The organism is Gordoniibacillus kamchatkensis (assembly GCF_000829455.1).
Lineage (GTDB): Bacteria > Bacillota > Bacilli > Paenibacillales > NBRC-103111 > Gordoniibacillus > Gordoniibacillus kamchatkensis.
This window is the reverse complement of record NZ_JXAK01000005.1, coordinates 98,805-120,352: the sequence shown is the minus strand read 5'-3', so window position 1 is coordinate 120,352 and position 21,548 is coordinate 98,805. Positions and strand designations below refer to the sequence as shown.

Annotated in this window: 18 protein-coding genes, 1 pseudogene and 1 riboswitch; of the genes and pseudogenes, 17 read left to right on the top strand and 2 right to left on the bottom strand. The window is 56.5% G+C overall.

Annotated features, from left to right (window positions below):
* Positions 1-220: 220 nt before the first annotated feature.
* A riboswitch (SAM riboswitch) is annotated at positions 221-343 on the top strand.
* Positions 344-425: 82 nt separating this feature from the next.
* From metA to SD70_RS04575, 5 genes are all read left to right on the top strand, one after another.
* Positions 426-1,364, top strand: coding sequence for a homoserine O-acetyltransferase MetA (metA, locus tag SD70_RS04595; protein ID WP_041046088.1), 939 nt, complete (start codon positions 426-428; stop codon positions 1,362-1,364).
* 194 nt (positions 1,365-1,558) lie between these two features.
* Positions 1,559-2,731 (top strand): aminotransferase class I/II-fold pyridoxal phosphate-dependent enzyme, encoded by a 1,173-nt coding sequence (locus tag SD70_RS04590; RefSeq protein WP_041046086.1) that lies wholly within the window; start codon positions 1,559-1,561, stop codon positions 2,729-2,731.
* Entirely contained in the window at positions 2,728-3,930 is a 1,203-nt protein-coding gene (locus SD70_RS04585; RefSeq protein WP_082053133.1) for a trans-sulfuration enzyme family protein, read from the top strand. Before SD70_RS04590 ends, SD70_RS04585 begins: the two co-directional genes overlap by 4 nt.
* 50 nt (positions 3,931-3,980) lie before the next feature.
* Complete coding sequence (gene mqnC / locus SD70_RS04580; protein ID WP_041046084.1) at positions 3,981-5,126, top strand: cyclic dehypoxanthinyl futalosine synthase; 1,146 nt, start codon at positions 3,981-3,983, stop codon at positions 5,124-5,126.
* A 543-nt stretch (positions 5,127-5,669) separates the two neighbouring features.
* Complete coding sequence (locus SD70_RS04575) at positions 5,670-6,080, top strand: GNAT family N-acetyltransferase (RefSeq protein WP_041046082.1); 411 nt, start codon at positions 5,670-5,672, stop codon at positions 6,078-6,080.
* A gap of 282 nt (positions 6,081-6,362) precedes the next feature.
* Here SD70_RS04575 and SD70_RS04570 read toward each other — a convergent pair whose 3' ends face one another.
* Entirely contained in the window at positions 6,363-6,692 is a 330-nt protein-coding gene (locus SD70_RS04570; protein WP_197080941.1) for a hypothetical protein, read from the bottom strand.
* A 697-nt stretch (positions 6,693-7,389) separates the two neighbouring features.
* Between SD70_RS04570 and ytxC the strand changes: the two genes are divergently transcribed.
* The 6 genes and pseudogenes from ytxC (at position 7,390) to SD70_RS04540 (ending at position 14,529) form a co-directional block, all read left to right on the top strand.
* Positions 7,390-8,322, top strand: coding sequence for a putative sporulation protein YtxC (ytxC, locus tag SD70_RS04560; protein WP_041046076.1), 933 nt, complete (start codon positions 7,390-7,392; stop codon positions 8,320-8,322).
* Positions 8,323-8,659: 337 nt separating this feature from the next.
* Positions 8,660-10,596: pseudogene (gene thrS, locus SD70_RS04555) on the top strand (threonine--tRNA ligase).
* Between the two features lie 339 nt (positions 10,597-10,935).
* Positions 10,936-12,858: a threonine--tRNA ligase gene (thrS, locus tag SD70_RS04550; RefSeq protein ID WP_041046074.1), complete on the top strand. Its 1,923-nt coding sequence runs from the start codon at positions 10,936-10,938 to the stop codon at positions 12,856-12,858.
* Between the two features lie 180 nt (positions 12,859-13,038).
* A complete protein-coding gene (locus tag SD70_RS39135; RefSeq protein ID WP_041046072.1) occupies positions 13,039-13,728 on the top strand; it encodes a 3D domain-containing protein in 690 nt (229 codons plus the stop codon).
* Positions 13,729-13,814: 86 nt separating this feature from the next.
* A complete protein-coding gene (locus SD70_RS39130) occupies positions 13,815-13,943 on the top strand; it encodes a hypothetical protein (RefSeq protein WP_269432417.1) in 129 nt (42 codons plus the stop codon).
* Between the two features lie 217 nt (positions 13,944-14,160).
* Positions 14,161-14,529, top strand: a complete 369-nt coding sequence (locus tag SD70_RS04540) for a hypothetical protein (protein ID WP_052487043.1) — start codon at positions 14,161-14,163, stop codon at positions 14,527-14,529.
* 107 nt (positions 14,530-14,636) lie between these two features.
* Here SD70_RS04540 and SD70_RS04535 read toward each other — a convergent pair whose 3' ends face one another.
* Positions 14,637-15,935, bottom strand: a complete 1,299-nt coding sequence (locus SD70_RS04535) for an ammonium transporter (protein WP_041046070.1) — start codon at positions 15,933-15,935, stop codon at positions 14,637-14,639.
* Positions 15,936-16,220: 285 nt separating this feature from the next.
* Here SD70_RS04535 and liaF point away from each other — a divergent pair, with 285 nt between their 5' ends.
* The 6 genes from liaF to SD70_RS04505 all read left to right on the top strand — a co-directional run bounded on the left by liaF (position 16,221) and on the right by SD70_RS04505 (position 21,429).
* Entirely contained in the window at positions 16,221-17,252 is a 1,032-nt protein-coding gene (gene liaF / locus SD70_RS04530; RefSeq protein ID WP_052487042.1) for a cell wall-active antibiotics response protein LiaF, read from the top strand.
* Positions 17,253-17,262: 10 nt separating this feature from the next.
* Positions 17,263-18,348 carry a sensor histidine kinase gene (locus SD70_RS04525; RefSeq protein WP_041046068.1) on the top strand — a complete coding sequence of 362 codons (1,086 nt, stop codon included), beginning with the start codon at positions 17,263-17,265 and terminating at the stop codon, positions 18,346-18,348.
* Complete coding sequence (locus SD70_RS04520) at positions 18,345-19,010, top strand: response regulator (protein WP_041046066.1); 666 nt, start codon at positions 18,345-18,347, stop codon at positions 19,008-19,010. The genes SD70_RS04525 and SD70_RS04520 overlap by 4 nt, the downstream gene beginning before the upstream one ends.
* A gap of 78 nt (positions 19,011-19,088) precedes the next feature.
* Positions 19,089-19,334: a YugN family protein gene (locus tag SD70_RS37630; RefSeq protein ID WP_231571044.1), complete on the top strand. Its 246-nt coding sequence runs from the start codon at positions 19,089-19,091 to the stop codon at positions 19,332-19,334.
* 5 nt (positions 19,335-19,339) lie between these two features.
* On the top strand, positions 19,340-19,507 hold the full coding sequence (locus tag SD70_RS37625; protein ID WP_231571043.1) for a YugN family protein: 168 nt from the start codon (positions 19,340-19,342) through the stop codon (positions 19,505-19,507).
* Positions 19,508-19,830: 323 nt separating this feature from the next.
* Positions 19,831-21,429: a S1C family serine protease gene (locus tag SD70_RS04505; protein ID WP_041046062.1), complete on the top strand. Its 1,599-nt coding sequence runs from the start codon at positions 19,831-19,833 to the stop codon at positions 21,427-21,429.
* The last annotated feature ends 119 nt before the right edge of the window (positions 21,430-21,548 follow it).

Sequence of the window (21,548 nt, the reverse complement as noted above, 5' to 3'; positions counted from 1 at the left end):
GGGAAGTGTAAGCGGAGCCTATACTTAGCTGATTCCGCTACGGTAAATACGCATGTCCCGAAGGACGGGGCAAGCCGGTTTCCTTGCTCCTGCATCGTATGGGGAGGCGGTTCGGATGGTTCCGGCACGGCGGGCAAGAGCGAAGCTATTTCACTGCAAGTTCCACTTGACCGGGGCTATGTTTTCCAGTACATTATTAGTTAACTGAATACCTGTAACGCTCTTATCAAGAGTAGGTGGAGGGACTAGCCCGATGAAACCCGGCAACCGGCTTAACCATCGCTTCGGCGGCGGCGGCACGGTGCTAAATCTTGCAGAAGCGCAAGCTTCTGACAGATGAGAGAGGACATGGATGCGTGATCGATGGCCTTTCTCGTTGCTGAGAAAGGCCTTTTCGTATTTAATCATGACAGGAGGGTTCCCAGGTGCCGATCAAAATTCCGGATCACTTGCCTGCAAAAGAAATTCTTAACCGCGAAAATATTTTCGTGATGGACGAGAGTGTGGCGTACCACCAGGACATTCGCCCGCTGCGCATCGCATTGCTCAATCTGATGCCGACCAAAGAGACGACGGAAACCCAGATTTTACGTCTCATCGGCAATACGCCGCTGCAGGTCGAGCTTGTCCTGCTGCATCCGGGAACGCATACGTCCAAAAATACGTCCGCCGAGCATCTCGCCGCGTTCTATCAGACGTTCGAGGATGTGAAAGACGAGCGCTTCGACGGAATGATCATAACCGGCGCGCCGGTGGAAACGCTCGAGTTCGAGGAAGTGACGTATTGGCAGGAGCTGCAGCAAATTATGGACTGGAGCAAGGAAAACGTGACGTCCACGCTGCATATTTGTTGGGCGGCGCAAGCGGGACTGTATCACCATTACGGCATACCGAAGTACCCGCTCGAGGCGAAAATATTCGGCGTTTTCCCGCACTCGGTTACGAAGCAGAACGTCAAGCTGCTGCGCGGGTTCGACGAATGGTTTTACGTGCCGCAGTCGCGCCACACGGAAGTGCGCCGCTCCGACATCGAGCGGGTGGCGGGGCTGGACATTTTGTCCGAGTCGGACGAAGCCGGCGTCTATATCGTCGCTTCCGAGGACGGCAGGCAAATTTTCGTCACCGGCCACTCCGAGTACGACGCGTGCACGCTCAAGTGGGAATACGACCGCGACGTGAACAAAGGGATGGACATCGCCATTCCGAAAAACTATTATCCGAACGACGACCCGACCCGCGAGCCGCGCATCACCTGGAGGGCGCACGCCAACCTGCTGTTCTCCAACTGGCTCAACTATTACGTCTACCAGGAAACGCCGTACGATTTGAACAGCGGCCGCAGCTTGACCAGCGCGCATTTGTAGTTATACCGATTGTGTGGAGATTGGCGTAACGGAGGATGGGATATGGGGTGGAGAGCGAAAGCGAGCGCCTTTGACATCGCGTTCCCCACCTTACATTCTAATCAAGGAAACGCGATTTTGGGCGAAGCCGGAACCCCATATCCCAATCCGCAGTAAAGCCCTGTTCTCTGCACACCAGATAAGGAGGAGCAACCTTGCACAATATTGAAACTCGTCTCGCCCAAATCGGCTCGCAAGAAGAGCCGGTCACGGGAGCGGTCAGCTTCCCGGTCTATCAAGCGACAGCGTTCCGCCATCCTAAGCTGGGCCAGAGCACAGGCTTCGATTACGCCCGCACGAAGAGCCCGACGCGCACCGTGCTGGAAGAGGCCATCGCCGAACTGGAAGCCGGCGATGCCGGCTTTGCCTGCTCGTCCGGCATGGCTGCGCTTCAAGTCATTTTTGCCCTGTTCAGCCAAGGCGATCACCTCATCGTTTCGCTCGACTTGTACGGCGGTACGTACCGGCTGCTGGAAAAAGTCATGAGCCGTTTCGGCATCACGGCGTCGTACGTGGACACGAACGACCTGGACGCGCTGGAGACGACGGTGCGCACGAACACGAAAGCGGTGCTGATTGAAACGCCGACGAACCCGCTCATGATGGTGACCGACATCGAGCTCGTCGCCTCTTGGGCGAAGAAGAAAGGGCTGCTGACGATCGTCGACAACACGCTGCTGACGCCGTTCCTGCAGCGTCCGATCGAGCTCGGGGCGGATATCGTCATCCACAGCGCGACCAAATATCTCGGCGGCCACAACGACGTGCTGGCAGGTTTGATCGTGTCGAAAGGGCAGGAGCTGTCGCAGCAGCTCGCCTTCCTTCATAACTCTATCGGCGCCGTGCTCGGCCCGCAGGATAGCTGGCTGCTCATGCGCGGCATGAAGACGCTGGCGCTCCGAATGGAGCGGCACGAGTACAACGCGACCCGCATTGCGCGCCATTTGCAGCAGCATCCGATGATCGCGGAAGTGTTTTATCCGGCGCTGGAGAACCATCCGCAATTCGCGATTCAGAACAAACAGTCCAAAGGCAACACCGGCATATTCTCCTTTAAAATGAAAGATGCCCGCACGATCGAGCCGATCTTGCGCCACATCAAGCTGATCGCGTTCGCCGAAAGCCTCGGCGGCGTCGAGTCGCTTATGACGTACCCGGCCGTGCAGACGCACGCCGATATTCCGGAAGAAATCCGGCGCGCTGTCGGCGTTGACGACCGGCTGCTGCGTTTTTCCGTCGGCATCGAGCACGTGGACGACCTGATCGCCGATCTGATGCAGGCGTTCGAGGCGGCCGCAGCGGAATTGAACGGAGGGGCATCACGATGAGCGGCAGCAAAAGCCCACAATCGAACGGTATTTCCCGTAAAAAACGTCACAGCGACCGCCCGCGCAGCTTCGCAACCAAGCTCATTCATTTTGAAGGGGCTATCGACGAAGCGACCGGCGCCTCCAGTGTGCCGCTGTACCAAGCTTCCACGTTTCATCACGCGGACATCGAACAGCCGCAAACGTATGACTATTCCCGCTCCGGCAACCCGACGCGGCAGCCGCTTGAAGATTACATCGCCGCCCTAGAGGGCGGCGTCCGCGGCTTCGCTTTCGCCTCCGGCATGGCGGCGATTTCGAGCGCCTTCATGCTGCTGTCGGCGGGCGATCACGTCATTTGCACCGAAGACGTGTACGGCGGCACGTATCGTCTGCTGACGACCGTCATGAACCGGATGAACGTCGAGACGACGTTCGTCGACATGACCGACTTGGATCGGGTTCGGCAAGCGTTGAAGCCGAACACGAAGGCGATATATATGGAAACTCCGTCCAACCCGACGCTCAAAATTACCGATATTTCCGCCGTTACCGCGTGGGCCAAAGAGCACGGCCTGCTCACGCTGCTCGACAACACGTTCATGACGCCGTACCACCAGCGCCCGATCGAGCTCGGCGTCGATATCGTGCTGCACAGCGCGACCAAATTTCTCGGCGGCCACAGCGACGTGTTAGCCGGCCTTGCCGTCGCTGCGAACGAATCGCTGGCGCGCCGGCTGGGGCATATCCAGAACAGCATGGGCAACGTGCTCGGCATTCAGGATTCGTGGCTGCTTATGCGCGGCATGAAGACGCTGAAGGCGCGGATGGACGCGCACGAGCAAAGCGCCCGCAAGCTGGCGGACTGGCTGGCGAGCCGCTCCGACATCGCCGCCGTCTATTACCCCGGGCTTCCGAACCATCCCGGACGAGCTATTCATGAGCGCCAGTCCGCCGGTTACGGCGCCGTCGTCTCGTTCGACGTCGGTTCCGGCGAACGGGCGAAGCGGCTGATGAACAAAGTGACGATTCCGCTTGTCGCCGTATCGCTCGGTGCGGTGGAGAGCATTCTCTCTTATCCGCCGCTCATGTCGCATGCCTCGATGCCGAAAGAAGTACGTGCCGAACGGGGCATTACCGACGGCTTGCTGCGCTACTCCGTCGGCCTGGAAGATATCGGCGACATTATTGACGATTTGGAGCAGGCGCTCGCCGACTGAGCCCGGTTATGGTACGATAGAGGAGAATGACAAAGGAGCGTGTAAAACCTATGACTTCGAGTCCTATCGACCGAATACTCAATAAAGCCGTAGCCGGCGGCCGCCTCGACGTGGAGGAGTGCATCACGCTGTACGAATCCGACCAGATCGAGAAAATGGGGCATGCCGCCAACCAGGTCATGCTCAAATGGCATCCGGAGCCGATTACGACGTTCGTCATTGGCCGTAACATCAACTATACGAATATTTGTGACGTGTATTGCCGGTTTTGCGCATTTTACCGGTCGCCGGGTTCGGCGGAGGGCTACGTCCTGCCGGACGAGGTCATTTTCCGGAAAATCCAGGAGACGATCGATGTCGGCGGCACCGAGATTTTGATGCAGGGCGGTACGAACCCGGACTTGCCTTTCAGCTATTATACGAATTTATTGCGAGAAATTAAGAAACGGTTCCCGAACATTACGATGCACTCGTTCTCGCCGGCGGAAATCCGCAAAATGAAAGACGTCTCGAACGGCCTCAGCCTGGAGGAAGTCGTCCGCCAGCTGCACGAAGCGGGTCTCGACTCGCTGCCGGGCGGCGGCGGGGAAATTCTCGACGACCGGACGCGCCGCAAAATCAGCCGTCTCAAAGGTTCGTGGCGCGACTGGATGGACGTTATGAACACGGCCCACCGCATCGGGATGAACACCACAGCGACAATGGTCATCGGCTTCGGAGAATCGATGGAAGAGCGCGCTTTGCACCTGCTCCGCGTCCGCGACGAGCAGGACATCGTTTTGAGCGAGAAACTGCCGACCTCCGGGTTTAAGGCGTTCATTTCGTGGACGTTCCAGCCGGACAACACGAACATGAAGGCGGAGAAGCTCGGCCCCGACGAATATTTGAAAAACGTCGCCATCAGCCGTCTGTTCCTCGACAACATTCCGAACTTCCAGTCGTCGTGGGTGACGATGGGACCCGAAGTTGGCAAAAAATCGCTGCATTTCGGCTGCAACGATTTCGGCTCGACGATGATCGAGGAGAACGTCGTCTCCGCGGCGGGAACGACGCACAAGGTCAACATCGGCTCGACGCTGGACATCATCCGCGCGGCGGGCAAAATCCCCGCGCAGCGCAACACGCGGTACGAGATTTTGCGCGTGTTCGACGACGAGAGCGCCAAGGTGGACAAAGATTTTGTGATGCAGAATTAGGTGTAACGATAACGCTTATCTATCATGAATCCGTGGAAGGGATTTGGATGGATAAGCGTTTTTGTTTGTTTGAGCTGAAGAAGAGCTAGTTGATAGAGTAATGGGGCTTCTAGCAATGATTTTCGGAGTTAGCGGATAATTTGTCGATATCCAATCCCTCGATTGACTGTGAAAACCTTATGGTTTTGCCGTTTCTGTCTTCTAAACTCGCCACCTCTTTGCGAGTCGGCTGTTTAAAGACCAAGTTCTTTATGTAGAGACGGCGGAGACGCTAATTTGGTCCCAGAAGGCGCATATCGCCGGTAACGCATCGGGAGGCGCAAATAACGAAATTTTGACGCTGGACATGGAATTCCTGGGCGCTACACGGATTTTTTGTAAAAATTCGCATCAATTAGCGTCGTGGAAGTCTTAAAATAGCGAATAGATTCGTTGTTGGTATACGTCGCTAACCCGCTTCCCGGGTAATTACTCAAACAACCCAATGGCATTGCTTACTTAAATGTAGCCCAAATTATAGTATACGAGGGGGGAGGGTCTTAAATGAGGATTGTTTTTGCAACCGATTCAGACTATGAATACATACGAGACCGCGACCATCATATTTCTGAGAGCTTAATATTGACAAAAATAAAGGGAAACGAAATATACATACTTCGGAACGAAGATGACAGTAATATCGGATGGATGAGGTACGGGTATTTTTGGGATAATACCCCTTTCATGAATATGATTTGGATCGATCAACAATATCGGGGCAAAGGTGCAGGTAAGCAAGTTGTCCTCTTTTGGGAAAATGAAATGAGAAAAAACGGTTATAACTCGATTATGACGTCTACTCTGGCAAATGAAGAGGCGCAGCACTTCTACAGAAAGTTAGGCTATCGGGACGCAGGGTGTGTAATACTCGAAAACGAGTCGTTGGAAATCATTCTGACCAAAACAATACTTTAATCCGCTTTGGCTATTTATCCTTGGTTATTGATTCTGCCCCAAAATCCGCCTTTGTAACGAATCCAGCTGACGCTATTTTACAGCAACTGGCGTTTTTCATTTGCTAACGAACTGAGCGTGCCTTATTAGGTTGAATTTGATAGATGATCGTTCATAACCGACGGAATAAGGCTTCCGCTGTTCGTTAGAGTCAAATTCGCGCCGATTCCTTGGGGGACAACGTTATTAAGTTTCGTTACTTGCGCGTATAGCCTAAAAGTAAAATCCTATGCCCCAGCAATCTCAATCACTCTCATAAAAAATCAAACCGCCGACCACGAGCACAATCAACGTGACGAGAAAACCAATCACCAAAAAACCGATGCCGCCGACAAACACGAGCGCTTTTGGAAACACCAAGAAGGCAATGATTCCCGCCAAAATAAACCAAATCAGCGACTTGAACGTAAACTTGATTAATTTCCAAGCGAGAAAAGCAACAACGATTCCGACAAGTAAATGCAACATTTTCGTCACCTGCTGTAATATGATGTTGTCATACAATACGGTTAATATTGTCCGTTTATGTCGGTATTCCGCATCTGATTCAAACATTCCGACCAGCTTAGGCATTTACAGCTTAAGCCGTTGTCCAATATTTGTATCATCGCGTCGATTTGTTTTCTTTTCTCCTCCAGCTCGGAACGCTTTTGCCTCGCCAACATGGAGCGAAAATGCTGTCCCTTCATAACTTTTACAGCAGCCGCCAGCAACGATCACGAGCCGACCTTGCTCCAGTTGACCGGAAACGAAGAGGCAAAAGCATTTTTACGCAATGAACTAAGCGATAAGATCAATTTCATCGCCGAAACGGAAAATTAATAATAAATTTATGTGCCTTTAAGCATTGCCAAGCCAAGAGGGTGTATAGTAAGAACAAAGTTCACCATTTAGACAAAATTAGGTAAGGAGGGATTGGCGTGAAAATGTTCAAAAGCTTTGTGCAAGGATTTCTGTACGCTTTTATTGCGATCGGGGCGCTGCCGTTTTTGGTCGTCCGCAGCTTCCTGGAAATGTTCAACTGAGCAACGGCACTAAGCGCTAATAGGCAAAGGAGTGGCTTCGGCGTTGAATCACTATCGCGCACAAAATCCGCTATGACCTGGGACGAACCCTTAGTCATAGCGGATTTTTCGTTTCCGGCACCGGCTCCCGCGCTGCCTGTCAAATACTTGGTTGTATATCTCGCAGCGGTGCAACATACACTGAGAAGGAAGCCCTTGCGAACGCCATGCATGCGAGAACGAACTGGTAGAAGGGAGTGAGCTTGATGGAACTGTTCACCTTGGTTCTGATAAAGCCGTCGGAGGAAGCGCTGGCCGACATGGCGGAACGACTGGCGGACGCTTTCGGCGATCTACATAACGACCCGAAAGGCGTATCGCTGCATCCTTATACAGGGGACGGGCATGGCGCCGTGCGCGTCGAGGCCGTATTGCCGGGCTTTCAGCTGCGGGAACAGGGGGAGGCAGTTTACGCCGCGGCTGGCGATGCGATTGCCGGTTATGTGATGGAGCGGCTCGAGAGCTCTATCCTGAAAGATTTGATTACGCGGGAGTATCATTATACGGACCCCGAGGATATCGCACTCATTGAAGGGTACTGCAAGCAATTTTTGTTCTACGAAGGGGAGGCGCTCGTCTCCCTGGAAGAAATCAAGAACCGCCGGCTCGCCAAAATCAGCGGCAGCGTAGCCGATTATTTGCGCGAGCAGACGCTGCTTGTATTGGACGGCTTTATTCGTTTTCGCCTGCAGGAATATATCGACGAGATGCGCGAGGTCGTCGAGTACGCGGTCGACGAGTACATGATGGACCGGCAGTATCAGGAATTTATCTCGCTGCTGAAATATTTCGTCTACATCCAGGAGGCGAAAATTCCCGCGGCTCATCTCGTGCACAAAGGCGGCGCCGAATTTCTCATTTTGGACGACCAGTGGGAACCGATCGATGCCAGTGCGTTCGACGCCTCGTTTACTTTGGAAATTTTGGACAAGGATATTAATCTCGAGGATATGATCGTCAGCACGCTCATCACCGTCTCGCCGCAGACGATTTACATCCATACCCGCGACCCGGACCAGCAAATCATTCATACGATCACGCAAATTTTCGAGAACCGGGCCTCCGTTTGCTCCTACTGCCGCCGCTGCCATAGCTATTTGGGCGGGGAAAGCCAGCGCCAGGACCAACTGTCGCCTTGACCCGCGGGCGGCGCATCGCTATAATGGACTTCATAAGCGAAGATCAAAGACATGAATTCACCGGTCTGGCTGTACAGAGAGAGGAGTCAAGGCTGCAAGCTCCTTCCGTCCGCCGCTGAATTTACCACTTTGTAGCTGTGTCGTGGAACGCGGAGCTAGCGCCGCCAGTATACGACGCCGGGTCATTCCCGTTACCGAATCCTCGAGGGTCACGCTATGCATGCGCGCATGCGAGCTTGACTGAAGCAGGGTGGAACCACGAGCGTATACACACACTCGTCCCTATGGGACCGGGTGTGTTTTTTATTTTGTACAATTTAAGCAGGAGGTTACCCCAATGTCCATCAAAATCAAACTGCCCGACGGTGCGGTGCGCGAATACGAAGCCGGCGTCACCGTCGAGCAAATCGCCGAATCGATCTCGCCGGGGCTGAAGAAAAACGCCGTCGTCGGCAAAATAAACGGCAAGCTCGTCGACCTGAGCACCAAGCTGGAAAACGACGCCGATCTGGAAATCGTCACGCTCGACAGCGAAGACGGGCTCGAAGTATACCGCCACAGCACCGCTCACCTGATGGCGCAGGCGATCAAGCGCATTTACGGGCAAAAAGCCGTCAAGCTCGGCATCGGCCCGGTCATCGAAGACGGCTTCTACTACGACATCGATCTCGACGTTTCGCTGACGCCGGAAGACCTCGGCAAAATCGAGAAAGAGATGGAGCGCATCGTTCAGGAAAATCTCGCGATCACCCGCCGCGTCGTATCGCGCGAGGAAGCGATCCGCATTTTCACCGAGCTGGAAGATCCGCTCAAGCTGGAGCTCATCCGCGATTTGCCGGAGGATGCCGTCATTTCGATTTACGACCAGGGCGAGTTTTTCGACTTGTGCCGCGGGCCGCACCTGCCGTCGACCGGCCGCATCAAGGCGTTCAAGCTGCTTAGCGTAGCAGGGGCTTACTGGCGCGGCGACGCCAAAAACAAAATGCTGCAGCGCATTTACGGCACCGCATTCCCGAAAAAGGCGCAGCTCGACGAGCACCTCGAACTGCTCGAGGAAGCGAAAAAGCGCGACCACCGCAAGCTCGGCAAAGAGCTGAAAATGTTTACGTTCTCGCGCGAAATCGGCCAAGGGCTGCCGCTCTGGCTGCCGAACGGGGCGACGCTGCGGCGCGTGATGGAGCGCTACATCGTCGATCTGGAGGAGAAGCTTGGCTACAGCCACGTATACACTCCGGTTATGGCCAACGTCGAACTGTACAAGACGTCGGGCCACTGGGACCACTATCATGAAGATATGTTCCCGGTCATGCCGATCGATAACGAAGAGTTCGTGCTCCGTCCGATGAACTGCCCGCACCATATGATGGTGTACAAGAGCGAAATGCGTTCGTACCGCGACTTGCCGGTGCGTATCGCCGAGCTCGGCACGATGCACCGCTACGAAATGTCCGGGGCGCTCACCGGCCTTCACCGCGTTCGCGCGATGACGCTGAACGATGCGCACATTTTCTGCCGTCCGGATCAGATCAAGGAGGAGTTCGCCCGCGTCGTGAACCTGATTCGCCAGGTGTACGAAGACTTCGGCATCAAGGAATACCGCTTCCGCCTGTCGTACCGCGATCCTAACGATACCGAGAAGTATTTCCCGGACGACGCGATGTGGGAAATGTCGCAGCGCATGCTGCGCGAAGTCGTGGAGGAGCTCGGCCTGCCGTTCTTCGAGGCGGAAGGCGAAGCGGCTTTCTACGGGCCGAAGCTGGACGTGCAGATCAAACCGCGCTCAAGAAGGAAGAGACGCTGTCCACTGCGCAGCTCGACTTCCTGCTGCCGGAGCGGTTCCAGCTCGAGTACGTCGGCGAAGACGGACAGAAGCATCGCCCTGTCGTTATCCACCGCGGCATCATCTCGACAATGGAGCGTATGACCGCATTCTTGCTGGAAAACTTCGCCGGCGCCCTGCCGACCTGGCTGTCTCCGGTGCAGGCGAAAGTGCTGCCGGTGTCCCCGGCGTTCGAGACGTACGCCCGCGAAGTGACGGAGAAGATGCAGCGCGCCGGCATCCGCGTCGAAGCCGACCTGCGCAACGAGAAGCTTGGCTACAAAATCCGCGAGGCGCAGCTGGAAAAAATTCCGTACATGCTCGTCCTCGGCGATAACGAAGTACAAAACGGCACGTTGTCCGTGCGCAAGCGCGGCCAAGGCGACCTCGGCGCGCAAAGCACGGAAGCGGTCATCAAGATGATCAGCGAAGAAGTGGCAAACAAGACCGTATAACAATCGAACAAGCAAGGCGTCCGAACAAAGACAACGATCCGCCGCGGCTGCAGCCCAGAGACGGGAGTCAAGGCTGAGAGCTCCCTCTGCTATGCGGCGGATATACCCCTTTGCAGCCGCGGAATGGAACGGGCCGTGCTTACGCACGCGCCTCAGTATATGCCGCCGGGTCGTTCCCGTTATCGAACGGCTGGAGAATTTGCCTTGGGCCCGCGAATTGGCGGGCGGAGCGAATTGAACTAGGGTGGAACCACGAGCCGACGAAAGCACGCTCGTCCCTTTTGGGACGGGTGTGCTTTTTTTCATTGCAATCAACTATCAAACAGGAGGTTGGGTAACATGGCATCGATTCAAGTGACTTTGCCGGACGGCGCAGTGAGGGAGTATGTGCGGGGAACGACGGTGGAGCAAGTAGCGGCTTCGATCTCGCCGGGGCTGGGGAAAGCGGCCGTAGCCGGTAAGGTGGACGGCAAGCTGGTTGATCTGAGCTGCCCGCTGGAGAAGGATGCGGCGGTCGAGATCGTCACGCTGGACAGCCCGGAGGGGCTCGAGGTTTACCGTCACAGCACGGCGCACCTGATGGCCCAAGCGCTCAAACGGCTGTACGGGCAGAACGCCGTCAAGCTCGGCGTCGGACCGGTTATTGAAGACGGCTTCTACTACGACATTGATCTCGGCGTTTCGCTGACGCCCGAGGATCTTGGCGCCATCGAGAAGGAGATGGAGCGCATCGCCGGGGAAAATCTCGCCATCACCCGCCGCGTCGTCACGCGCGAAGAGGCAATCCGTCTGTTCTCCGAGCCGGAGGACCCGTATAAGCTGGAGCTGATCCGCGATTTGCCGGAGGATGCGGTGATCTCCATTTACGAGCAGGGTGAGTTTTTCGACCTGTGCCGCGGCCCGCATGTGCCGTCGACCGGCCGCATCAAAGCGTTCAAGCTGCTCAGCGTGGCAGGGGCCTATTGGCGCGGCGACGCGAACAACAAAATGCTGCAGCGCATATATGGCACGGCTTTTCCGGGCAAAGCGCAGCTGGATGAGCACCTTGCGATGCTGGAGGAAGCCAAGAAGCGGGACCACCGCAAGCTCGGCAAAGAGCTCGGGCTGTTCATGTTCTCCGAAGAAGCTCCCGGGATGCCGTTCTATTTGCCGAACGGGTTCATTATCCGAAACGAACTGGAGACATTCGAGCGGGAGCTGCAGGCCGCAAGGGGCTACAGCGAAGTGCGCACGCCGTTCATTTACAATCAGCGGCTGTGGGAGCAGTCCGGGCACTGGGACCATTACCATGAGAATATGTATTTTACCGATGTGGACGGCACGCCGTTCGCTTTGAAGCCGATGAATTGTCCGGGCCACATGCTCGTGTATAAAAACGAGCTGCATTCGTACCGCGAGCTGCCGATTCGCCTGTCGGAATTCGGGCAAGTGCACCGCCACGAATTTTCCGGGGCGCTCAGCGGCATGATGCGGGTGCGCACGTTTTGCCAGGACGATGCCCATCTGTTCGTCAGGCCGGACCAGATCGAGCAGGAAATCGCCCGCGTCATCGAGCTGATCGATACGGTGTACCGCGTGTTCGGCTTCGAATACCGGATGGAGCTATCCACGCGGCCGGAAAATTCGATGGGCTCGGAGCAAATGTGGAACGAGGCAGAAGCGGCGCTGCGCAGCGTGCTCGAGGCGAGAGGGGCCGATTATCGCGTCAACGAAGGCGATGGGGCTTTTTACGGGCCGAAGATCGATTTTCACATTATGGACGCGCTGAAAAGAAGCTGGCAGTGCGCGACGATCCAGCTCGATTTTCAAATGTTGGAAAAATTCGATCTGCACTATGTCGACGAGCACAACGAGAAGCGGCGTCCGGTTGTCATTCACCGCGCCCTGTACGGCTCGATCGACCGGTTTATCGGCATTTTGACGGAGCATTTCGGCGGCAATTTTCCGGTTTGGCTGGCGCCCGTTCAGGCGAAGGTACTGCCGGTGTCCGCGGCATTCGAAGCGCACGCCCGCGAAGCGGCGGAGAAGCTGCAGCGCGCCGGAATCCGCGCGGAGGCCGATGTGCGGAGCGAGAAGCTCGGCTACAAAATCCGCGCAGCGCAGCTGGACAAAATTCCGTACATGCTCGTGCTTGGCGAGAACGAAGCGCAAAGCGGCACGCTATCCGTACGGAAGCGCGGCCAAGGCGATCTCGGCGCGCAAAGCGTGGATGCCGTCGTGCAAATGATCTTAGACGAAATCTCAAATAAAAGCTTATCGTGACCTATTTTTGACGAAGAGCCCGGGGTGAGCCGTTGCGGCGGCACCGGGCTCTTTTTAGTTGGAAAAAAGAGGATGGGATGCCTTTCGGATATCGGGGGGAAAGTAATGTTGGTGGGCATATCGCGTATAGAACGGAACCAAACTGGACAACCTCCTATAGTAGGGGGAGGTATCTCAAAAATGGGTATAGGAACGATGAGTCTTACGAAATGGTTCGGCATTTTGCTGTTGACCGTCTTGGGCGGCATGCATACCGATCCGGATTCGGCCGCGTCTCATCGCGCACCGTCGCAAACGCCGCAGGCCATTGCGGCTCCGGTCCGGGAAGCGCCGAAGCCGGCGCCAGCCGCTTCATCCGCTGCCTCGCAAGCTCTGGCCAAAGCGGCCGGGGACGACGAACTGAAAGTCGAGAGCGCCCGCAACGTTCGAGCCAACTACAAGCTTGTCCCGAGATTGAACAAAGAGGAAATGGAAAAATATACGCCGGTCGAAGTCGTAGCTACAGGCTACTACGCCGGCAAAGAGTCGACCGGCAAAGGCCCGGGCCATCCGGAATACGGCATCACGTATTCCGGAATCAAGGTGAAGCGGGACGAATATGCGTTCTCGACGATCGCTGCCGACCCGAAAGTGTTCCCGATCGGCACCGTCATTTACGTGCCGGGCTACGGCTACGGCGTTGTCGCGGATACGGGCAGCGCGATCAAGGGCAAAAAAATCGATTTGTACTTCGATACGAAGGACCAAGTGTTTCGCGAATGGGGCAAGAGAACGGTCACGGTGTTCGTCGTCAAGAAGGGCGAAGGCAAAATGACGGAAGTCATGTGGAACGAGCTGCAAAACGAAATTTTGAACACACCTGCCATTTAACCATGGCGGGTGTGTCCCATTTTGCTTCTTTTTCCTACATGAAACGGTGTTCCCTGGCTAACAATAACGTCGGGGAGGTGATGGACATGGCCAAGAATAAAAACAAGAACAGACAGCAGGATGCGGAATTTGCAACGGAAGTGGCGGCTAACGCTAACGCCAGTGCCAATGCTAAGGCTGCCGCAAACCAAACTGCGAACCGGAACAAAGCGTAATTCCACACATAACGTACGGATAAGCGGAAGGATGAACCTCATCCTTCCGCTTTTTTGCATCGAGAACGTATATTTTTATAAAGAAATGTCATATATCGTTACATAATTCCGCGTGGTCGGGCCGTTTTTGCGAAAATACCCGTTGTCGTTTCCGCAATACCGTAGTAAACTATAACTATTGTTAAAATAGCTAACGCAAGGAGATAAGTGAGTTCTCATGATTAATCCGACAATGCCGAGCGAACAGCCGATCCGTTGGAAGAAGAAGAAAGCCGCCGATGTGCTGCCTTTTCTCGAAGCTTATATCGCCCGCAAAGAGCAGCTGATCGCCGACATCGAGCAGGTCGTGGAACGTTATGAGAAGAAGCGGCTGGCAGAGGAACGCGCCTACCGGGCAATGTCGCCGCTGCGGCGCATGTTCAGCGGCAAGAAGCCGGACCACCATCTCGCCGTCGAATATATTCATTATGTGAAGAAGCCGATGGAGCAAGTGAGAAAGCTGCGCGCCGAAGTGGAGCAAGCGCGGGCGATACTTACCGGTTCGCAGCCTCAAGACGAGGTCGAAGTCCCGGACGATTTAGGGTAAGTGCAATTCTCGGCGTAGTTGCCGAAAGCGATTCTTCCCGCGGCATCGAACATGTAAAAATCCCGGCCTCTTCCCGATGGAGAAGCCGGGATTTGTTGTTGCCTGCCTCATTTAGGTTCGGTTTTCAACGAGCCGAGCTCAAGGAAGCCGTCCTCGTTGCTGTAGGCCGGCACGCCGTGAATGCCGACGTCCAGGCCGACGAGCTCTTCGTCGCGCGAAACGCGCAGCGGGGTCAGCTTGTTGATCGCTTTGCAGCCAAACCACGTTACAGCGAAGCCCCACAGGCAGCATACGGCAAGGCCTAGCGCCTGCACGCCGAGCAGCGACCAGCCGCCGCCGTACAGCAAGCCGGCGTAGCCGCGGCCGACGCTTTGCGTCAAATCCGGCATCGCGAACAGGCCGACCGCGAGCGTCCCGATCGAGCCGCTGACGCCGTGTACGGCAAAAGCGCCGACCGGATCGTCGATCCGTTTCGAATCGAGGAATTCGGTTGCAAACACCATGGCGATGCCGCACACGACGCCGATGAGGATGGCGGCGATGTCGCTGACGAAGGCGCAGCCGGCGGTGATGCCGACAAGACCTGCCAGGGCGCCGTTGATGACCATCGGCGGGTCGGCTTTGCGGTAGCGCAGCATCGTGAACAGGATGCATGCCGCCGAGCCGGACGCTGCAGCCAGCATCGTGGTAACGGCGATATGGCCGATCGAGCCGTTCGTGGCGCTGAGCGTGGAGCCGGAGTTGAAGCCGAACCAGCCGAACCAGAGAATGAAGGCGCCGACGGAAGCGAGCGGCAAATTGGACGGCGGCACGATATTGGCAGACCCGTCCGCCCCGTATTTGCCGATGCGCGGACCGATCAGCATCGCCGCCGCGAGCGCGGAAAAGCCGCCGAGGGCGTGGATGACGGCAGAGCCGGCGAAATCGATCATGCCGAATCCCGCGAGCCAGCCGCCGACGCTCCAAACCCAATGCCCGGCAATCGGGTAAATGAACGCGGTCATCAGTATCGTATATAAGATGTAGGCCCGAAAGTTGATTCGTTCCGCCACAGCCCCCGATACGATGGAGATGACGGCGATAACGAAGGCGCATTGGAACAACCAGTACGTTTCGTGCGAGATGGAGAGCTTAATATGGGACAAATCGCCTCCCAGCAAAAAGCCGCTGGTGCCGATAACGCCCCCGCTATCTTTGCCGTACATAAGACCGAAGCCGACGGTATAGAACATAAGCGCGCCGAAGGCGATGTCGACGAATACTTTCATGATGATGCTGACCGCGTTTTTTTGGCGCACGAAGCCGGCCTCGAGCAGAGCGAACCCGCCCTCCATAAGCAAAATCATCGCTGCGGTCAATACAACCCATATCGTGTCCAGCCCGCTGGACAACGCTTCCAAAGTCATGGATAAGCCCCTCCTGAGCAAGAAATCTAACATGAAATCGAAGCCGAACCTAATTATACGGCGCGGTTTCAAAAAGTGTCAATGAAATACGTGAGGTAATGTAACGAATGGTGCTGAAATTCCGGCATAGACAATATACATTACACCAAATGTTATGTTTAAATTCAGTCTCCAGACCGAGTTTGCGCTCCAACCCCCGTCTCTTTTCAACTTCTTTCCGTTCCGTTACACTGAACGTACAAGGCAGCCGACCAGGCGCCATCATCGCAAAGAGAGGGACAACTTATGCTGCAACGCTTCTTTTGGGGATTGGTTTTAATCGATGCCGGCGTCTTGTTTTTGCTCGAACAGCTCGGGGTTATCACCGTTGACCTTAAAACTTTGCTAAGCACGTACTGGCCCGTATTCATTATTATGGCCGGCTTCAGCGGTTTGCTAAGCAGCTGGAGGCACGGCTGGGGCGCAGGCATCTGGAATTTGATCGTCTGCGGCGTAGGCGTCGTCTTCCTTCTGCATAATCTCGGTATTACCGGCCTGTCGATCGGGGAGCTGTTCGCTTATCTCGGCCCGGCGGCGCTCATCCTGTTCGGGCTTGCGCTCATGTTCCGCCCTTCGCCGCGGAACCGCCACGAACAGACGCGCCGCCATCCGGACCGCTCCTATTACGAGATTTACGGAGAGCGGCCGCCCGCTCCGGACGGCGGAAAATGGGAAGAGTGGAAAGACAAGGCGTCGGCTCAAGTAGCGGATAAAATCGACGAAGTAGCCTCGAAAGTCGGGGAACATGCCGACAAGGCGGCATACAAAGCGGAGAAGGCGGCGGAAAGATGGGAGCGCAAGCGGGCCCGCCGCGAATGGCGCGCTCATCAGTGGCACCATAACCATCATTACGATTACGGCGACGACTACATTTCGACGTTCGGCCCCGGCTCCGGACCGGTCCAGCACAAGTCCGGCTTTATCGGCGACGTCTTTCTCGGCAAAGATTACTGGGATTTGCAGCCGATGACGATCTCCCATTTCATTGGGGATACGCTCATCGACCTCACGAAAGCGACGATTCCGCTCGGCGAGACGAAGCTTGTCGTATCGACGTTCATCGGCGACGTGAAAATGCTCGTTCCCGCCGACGTCGAAGTGGAAATCGCGGTCACCGCATCGTCGTTTATCGGCGATATGCACGTGCTGGACCGCCACGAGGCGGGCATGTTCCGCAACATTCGCACCGAAACGCCGCATTACCGCGAATCCGATCGAAAAATCCGGCTCATCGTCAGCGCGTTCGTCGGCGATGTGCTCGTACAGAAAGTAGGTTGAACGGAAGGCGATGCTGCAAAGAATCCGGGAATTCAATATGAAGTGGAGGCTCATGGTCTATTTTTTGACCGCGAGCCTTCTCAGTCTGGCGTGCTTGTTTGCGGCTTATCAATATTATCAGGCCGAGCTCGGCCGCATCGACGTGCTGCTCGGGGTCGTCGCCGCTGTCGTGCTGATCGGGCAGGCCGTCGGCTATGCCGCGGCCAAATGGCTGCAGCGCAAGCTGGACAGCCTGCATCTTGCGCTTTTGGAGCTGTCCAAAGGCAACTTTACGCGGCGCATACCCGTCGAACAGGGCGATCCGTTCCGCCACATTTTCGGCGAATTCAACCGGATGGCGCGCTCGCTCGGCGAGCGGATGCAGCTGCTGCAAAAGCTCGGCGGCGACTCGGCCTTGGCCGAATTCGCGCAGGTGGAGGCTGCGGTTATGGAAGAGCGGCGGCGGCTGGCCCGCGACCTGCACGACACGGTCAGTCAAGAGCTGTTCGCCATTCATATGTCGGCGTCGTCGCTGCCGAAAGTGCTCGAGCGCAACCCGGATACGGCGGCGGGGCTCATGGAGCAGCTGATCCGCATGTCGCACCACGCGCAAAAACAAATGCGCGGGCTCATTTCGCAGCTGCGGCCGATCGAGCTTGACGGCAAGTCGCTGCAGGCGGCGCTGGAAACGTGGTTCCCGGAATATTGCAGGGCAAGCGACTTGCAAGGCTTGCTGGATTGCCAGGTGAGCGAGGAGTTGCCGGAGGCGCTTGAACAGCAGTTATTTTTAATTATTCAGGAAAGCATGGCGAACATCGTCAAGCACGCGGCCGCTACGCAAGTGGAGCTGCAGCTGCAGGATACCGGCCACCAATACGTGCTGCTTGTGCAGGATAACGGCAAAGGGTTCGCCAAAAGCGAGCTGCCGTCGACATCGCACGGGCTTGCGACGATGCGGGAGCGGGCGCAGAAGCTCGGCGGTGAAGTCGAGATCGTGAGCCGGCTCGGCACCGGGACGACAGTGCGGGTGCGCATTCCGAAATTCGCGTCCGCCCCGTCCAAGGCTGACGAGGCGGCGAATCGAAGCAAAACTGCGGGGGGAACGGCGGAACAATGAGCGGACAAGTCAAAGTAATGATCGTGGACGATCACGATATGGTGCGGGCCGGGCTGAAGACGTATATGGCGCTCGAACCGGAGCTGGCTGTCGTCGCCGAAGCCGGCAACGGCAAAGAAGCGCTGCGGCTGCTGGCGGACATGGCGCCGGAGGCGAGGCCGGACGTGATGCTGGTAGACTTGATGATGCCGGTAATGGACGGGATAGAAACGACGCGCGAGGTGACGGGGCTGTATCCCGACATCCGCGTCGTCATGCTGACGAGCTTTCTCGAAGAAGCGAAGGTCGTGCAGGCGGTGGAGGCCGGGGCGATGAACTATGTGCTGAAGACGGTATCGTCCGACCAGCTTGTCGCTACGGTGCTTAGCGCGGCGCGCGGCGTCCCGGTCATGAATTCGGAGGTGTCGCTCGCCTTGACGCGCGGGCTGAGACAGCGCAACGCTCCGGACGAAGCGGACGATTTGACGGCGCGCGAGAAAGAAGTGCTGCTGCTCATCGCCGAGGGGAAAACGAACAAGGAAATTTCCGAAACGCTGCATATCAGTATCAAGACCGTCAAAACGCACGTCAGCAATCTGCTCATGAAATGCGAGCTCGAAGACCGGACGCAGCTCGCCATCTTCGCCCACCGCAAAGGGTGGATTGGCAAGCAGGGCAGCTGACACATAAAAAACGGAAGCAAGGCGCACGCTACAGGCATCACGATGCCGGGCAACCCGGCAAGCAGGAGGAAGCTGCGCATGAAACCGTTGCAATCTTCTTTGGAGCATCAAGTAGAGTCGTTCGACAAGGCGCGCGACCGGCTCGCCGCCTATCAATTCACGGTCGGCGGCAACTGGGATTACGACAGCGGCTATTTCGACCGGCCGCTCGACGAGGCGCGCAAAGTATGGCTGCGCATACCGTTCCAGTCGAGAGACGGGGCTATTGACGCGGAAACGGAAGAGACGAGGCTACCGTTGAGTTCGGGCAGCCGTTCGTTCTGAAGCACGTGTACAACGAAGGGCTTGACCCGCAAGCCGACGCCGAAACGGCCGGAGCGCTTGTCGACCAGTTCCAGGCGCCGCTGGACGCCGATGCGGACGTAGAAGACAATTGGGTGGAGGACGCCACTCGCATACTTCGGCAGATCGAAGATAGCTGGCAGCACAAAGTGTAAAGCGTTTCAGGCTGCCCGAGAAAGGCGAAGCGGAGGATGGGAATGTGGGGCGGAGAGCGGAGCGGGCGCCTTGAAATCGTGTTCCAACCATATTCTCCTTCGAATTCATTGGAACACGATTTCAACGAAGCCGGAGACCGACATTCCCAATCCGCAGTGAAGCCATACTTTCTTGGGCAGCCTGAATCTTTTACCTCCGATTTATCGATTTTTAATGTGCGTTTAAGGTTGCGAGTGCATGATAGAGCCATACAAAGCTATACGCAAGCACTTGTGTGCCTGATGCTACTGGCGCATCTATTGATAACCGGAGGGATGATGCTATGAACGACGAAAACAACAAACGCGATTATAGCGACTTTTTCAAGCCGCAGAGCGAAGGCGAAGCTCACGAAAGCGAAGCCCGCGAGCGGCAGCAAGCTGCGGAAAGTAAAGCAGGTGGCGCCGAAGATAAGCCGTCTTACTATTACTCTTACGGCCCCTATAAATCTTCGGCCTCCGAGCGGAGCGCAGGCGCCGAATCTACTTCGTATACGTCGACGACGAACGGAAACAGCGGCAGTGTGGAAGTGACGCCGCCGCGTCCTGTCCGCTCGTTCGGCTATACGGATGCCGGCGGCCAGCAAAGCGGCTTCGGCGGCGGCTGGCAGCCCCCGAAGAGCCCGCGCAGCTCGCTGAAGAGCGTGTTTTCCGCCTTCCTGGCCGGCGCGCTCGTAGTCGGCTCGCTCATGTTCGCATCCGACAAAATGAATCTGTTTACCGGCGGCACGCATCCGCTCGCATCGAGCGCACCGGCCCAGACGACGAGCGCCGGCGGCGGAGGCAGCCCGAAAACGGCGGCGCTCGACATCGAACGGCCGGGCAGCGTATCGGCCATCTTCAAGCAAGCGAGCCCGGCCGTCGTCAAAGTGGAGACGCTCGTTAAACCGAAGGCGAGCAGCCGCAACAACCCGTTTATGAACGATCCGTTCTTCCGCCAGTTTTTCGGCGACATGTTCGGCGACGACGGCTCCTCGCAGCAGCAGCCGAACCAGAACCAAAACGGCCTGCAGCCGAACGGGCTGGGGACCGGATTTATTTTCGAGAAATCCGGCTACATTTTGACGAACGAGCACGTCGTCGACGGCGCCGACCAAATCAACGTGTACGTCCAAGGATACGACAAGCCGTTTACGGCGAAGCTGCTCGGCAGCTCGTACGACCTTGACCTGGCGGCGCTGAAAATCGAAGGCGACAAAGATTTCCCGACGCTGCCGATCGGCAACTCCGACGACATGCAAATCGGCGACTGGGTCGTCGCGATCGGCAACCCGTACGACTTCGACTATACCGTCACGGTCGGCGTACTGTCCGCCAAAGAGCGTCCGATTTCCATTCCGGACCAGAAGGGCACCCGCAACTACAAGCACTTGTTCCAAACGGACGCGGCGATCAACCCCGGCAACTCCGGCGGCCCGCTGCTCAATATGAACGGCGAAGTAATCGGCATCAACACCGCCGTCAGCGCGCAGGCGCAAGGCATCGGTTTCGCGATCCCGACCAGCACGGTGTCGTCGGTTCTTAACAACCTGAAGAACAACATTAAAATTCCGAAAGAACCGGCTCCGTACATCGGCGTCTCGGTAACCGACATTCCGAAAGATTATGTGAGCGACCTGAAGCTGGACAACACGGACGGCGCTCTCGTGATGGACGTACCGCGCAAAACGCCGGCGTTCGCCGCAGGCATCCGGCAATACGACGTCATTACGGCTATAAACGGGCAGAAGGTAACCGGCAAGGACGATTTGACGAAAAAAGTTCAAGCCGCGAAAGTGGGCGACAAGCTGACGCTCACAATCGTCCGCAACGGCCAGAAGCAAGACATCGTCGTTACGGTCGGCGACCGGAATCAAAATTCCGACCTGAACCAACAGCAGTAACGTGCGAATTCCCGGGCCGCCTTGCGGACCGGTTCGCATATATGCTTCGCAGAAGCAGGGCCTTCCGGCGCTCCGGGGCTCTGCTTCTTTTTGCAGGATGACGGATTCTGCTACAATAG

What these genes read in the sequence shown, in the direction of transcription:
- SD70_RS04585 (WP_082053133.1), top strand. Translation starts at nt 2,728, where the DNA reads ATGAGCGGCAGCAAAAGCCCACAATCGAACGGTATTTCCCGTAAAAAA.
- mqnC (WP_041046084.1), top strand. Translation starts at nt 3,981, where the DNA reads ATGACTTCGAGTCCTATCGACCGAATACTCAATAAAGCCGTAGCCGGC.
- SD70_RS04575 (WP_041046082.1), top strand. Translation starts at nt 5,670, where the DNA reads ATGAGGATTGTTTTTGCAACCGATTCAGACTATGAATACATACGAGAC.
- SD70_RS04570 (WP_197080941.1), bottom strand. Translation starts at nt 6,692, where the DNA reads ATGCCTAAGCTGGTCGGAATGTTTGAATCAGATGCGGAATACCGACAT.
- ytxC (WP_041046076.1), top strand. Translation starts at nt 7,390, where the DNA reads ATGGAACTGTTCACCTTGGTTCTGATAAAGCCGTCGGAGGAAGCGCTG.
- thrS (WP_041046074.1), top strand. Translation starts at nt 10,936, where the DNA reads ATGGCATCGATTCAAGTGACTTTGCCGGACGGCGCAGTGAGGGAGTAT.
- SD70_RS39135 (WP_041046072.1), top strand. Translation starts at nt 13,039, where the DNA reads ATGGGTATAGGAACGATGAGTCTTACGAAATGGTTCGGCATTTTGCTG.
- SD70_RS39130 (WP_269432417.1), top strand. Translation starts at nt 13,815, where the DNA reads ATGGCCAAGAATAAAAACAAGAACAGACAGCAGGATGCGGAATTTGCA.
- SD70_RS04540 (WP_052487043.1), top strand. Translation starts at nt 14,161, where the DNA reads ATGATTAATCCGACAATGCCGAGCGAACAGCCGATCCGTTGGAAGAAG.
- SD70_RS04535 (WP_041046070.1), bottom strand. Translation starts at nt 15,935, where the DNA reads ATGACTTTGGAAGCGTTGTCCAGCGGGCTGGACACGATATGGGTTGTA.
- liaF (WP_052487042.1), top strand. Translation starts at nt 16,221, where the DNA reads ATGCTGCAACGCTTCTTTTGGGGATTGGTTTTAATCGATGCCGGCGTC.
- SD70_RS04525 (WP_041046068.1), top strand. Translation starts at nt 17,263, where the DNA reads ATGCTGCAAAGAATCCGGGAATTCAATATGAAGTGGAGGCTCATGGTC.
- SD70_RS04520 (WP_041046066.1), top strand. Translation starts at nt 18,345, where the DNA reads ATGAGCGGACAAGTCAAAGTAATGATCGTGGACGATCACGATATGGTG.
- SD70_RS37630 (WP_231571044.1), top strand. Translation starts at nt 19,089, where the DNA reads ATGAAACCGTTGCAATCTTCTTTGGAGCATCAAGTAGAGTCGTTCGAC.
- SD70_RS04505 (WP_041046062.1), top strand. Translation starts at nt 19,831, where the DNA reads ATGAACGACGAAAACAACAAACGCGATTATAGCGACTTTTTCAAGCCG.